Source organism: Anaerostipes sp. Marseille-Q3525 (genome assembly GCF_018223505.1).
GTDB classification, from domain to species: Bacteria; Bacillota; Clostridia; order Lachnospirales; family Lachnospiraceae; genus Anaerostipes; species Anaerostipes amylophilus.
In genome coordinates this window covers 1-1,878 of sequence record NZ_JAGTTT010000068.1, presented here as the reverse complement: position 1 = coordinate 1,878, position 1,878 = coordinate 1, and the positions used below count along the sequence as shown (strand labels likewise).

Annotated in this window: 2 protein-coding genes; both read left to right on the top strand. The window is 33.8% G+C overall.

Translation table 11 applies throughout. The features are described 5' to 3' along the window. A partial coding sequence (locus tag KE503_RS14265; RefSeq protein WP_212385706.1) for an RHS repeat-associated core domain-containing protein occupies window positions 1–1,023 on the top strand: 1,023 nt, incomplete at its 5' end. Window position 1,024: 1 nt separating this feature from the next. Further along, the coding region (locus KE503_RS14260; RefSeq protein WP_442859958.1) for an ankyrin repeat domain-containing protein at window positions 1,025–1,878 on the top strand (854 nt) is incomplete at its 3' end.

The following is a 1,878-nucleotide window of genomic DNA, read 5'->3' as shown; positions in this document are numbered from 1 at the left end:
ACCGATGGAGATAATATCCAGACATCCCAGAACCTGATCGGAACCGATGGAAATATCCTTGCAACACAGAGATATGGAAGTGACCATACGGACTATCTGTTGTATCATAAAGATATCCAGGGAAGTAGCACAAGTCTTGTAAAAGAAGATGGAAGTGCTGATGCAACATACCGGTATACAGACTTTGGAGAGACAACGATCAATGGCGATAACAAAGCAGAGAATGAGGTTTGTTATACGGGTGGAATCTATGATCAGAGGACAGGACTTTATTATCTGAATGCGAGGTATTATAATCCAGAAGATGGAGGATTCTTAACAGAGGATGCTTATCGAGGAGAGACAAATGAGCCTGATACACAGAATCTATATGTTTATTGTGCAGACAATCCGATAAATTATATAGATTCCAGTGGAAATAAGAAAAAACGTGTAGATTTTTGGAATATTGCATTTAAAAGCAATACTCAAAATTATTATGCATTCAATCAGAATGCACCTCAAAAATATGCAGGATATAATGACTTATATGATGTGATGGATTGGACAGTAGGGGATTTGGTAACAAAAAAAGTAGAAACAACATGGTGGAGATTACAATTTTGGAAAGGTAAATATGGAGCAACGTATGTTCCTAAAATATCAAATGGATGCGAGATAGGTTTGTATTACAGAACCATAAAAGGTAATCCTCATTGGTATTGCGCATATGATAGGAATCGAAGAATAAGAATGAGAATGTCATTATATGTAGGTAATAGAAAATTATTTACTAGAGATAGTAAAACATCAACAGATCAAGGAAAGGCATGGTGGTTAACAGCATTTGTATTTAAAGAAGATATGCCAGGAAAGGACATTTATTCAAAAACAACATTAAGGATGACAGGTACTTTGTGGTTTCCTAAAACAGGAAAATATGCAAAACAAATGCAAACATTATCAAATAAATTAAAAAAAGTAAAAGAATTAAAAGTGAAAGGTTCTAGTTATGTTAGAACATTTTCATGGAAAGGAAAATAAAATGAAAAACAGAAAAAAGATTTTTATTATAATTGCAGTGCTTTCAACATTTTGTTTTTCCATATGCGGATGCAGTAAAGACAAAGACAAGGATATATCCAAAAAACAGCTATACGCTTCTATTTGCAATCCCAATATGCAAGGCGTAAAGGAAGCATTGAAAAATCATGCAGAACTTGCAAAAGAAACAATCAAAACATCATCAAAAACGAAGCCGTTAGAATTAGCCGTCAGAGAGATTGAGAGCGAAAAGATACAGTTACAAATATGCTCACAATTGATAAAGAGTGGTGCAGATGTTAATGAAAAAGGAATAGATGGAGATACGAATCTATGCTGGGCAATTGATAATGATAGATTTGACTTAGCCAATCAGCTGTTGGATGCGGGTGCAGATCCAAATCAAAAAGGAGATGAAATAACAGCACTAAAAGGAACGGTAAGTAGGATTTCATTTGAAAATTATAATGAGAAAATGGACATGTTAAATAGACTATTGGAATCAGGTGCAAAGCCTGATTCCGATATAATTTCATTTCTTTTAAACGATAATAACAGCAATTGGGGAATGCAGTATTATTTTACGCCTCAAATTTTAAAAAAATTAGAAAAATATGACGGAAAGCAAAATATATCACAAGGATTACGAGCAGCAATGAATGGAGATGATCATAAACTTCAAAAACTTGTGATATCAGATAAAATAAATAAAAAAGATAAAGGGCAGGTATTAGCTTTTGCAGCAGCGCATTGTAATGTGGATACATTGAAGATCATGAAAAAACAAGGATATGATTTTGCTTGGAAAGACTCAGATAAAGTAGGATTATTGCAGATCGCAGCACTATGCAATCA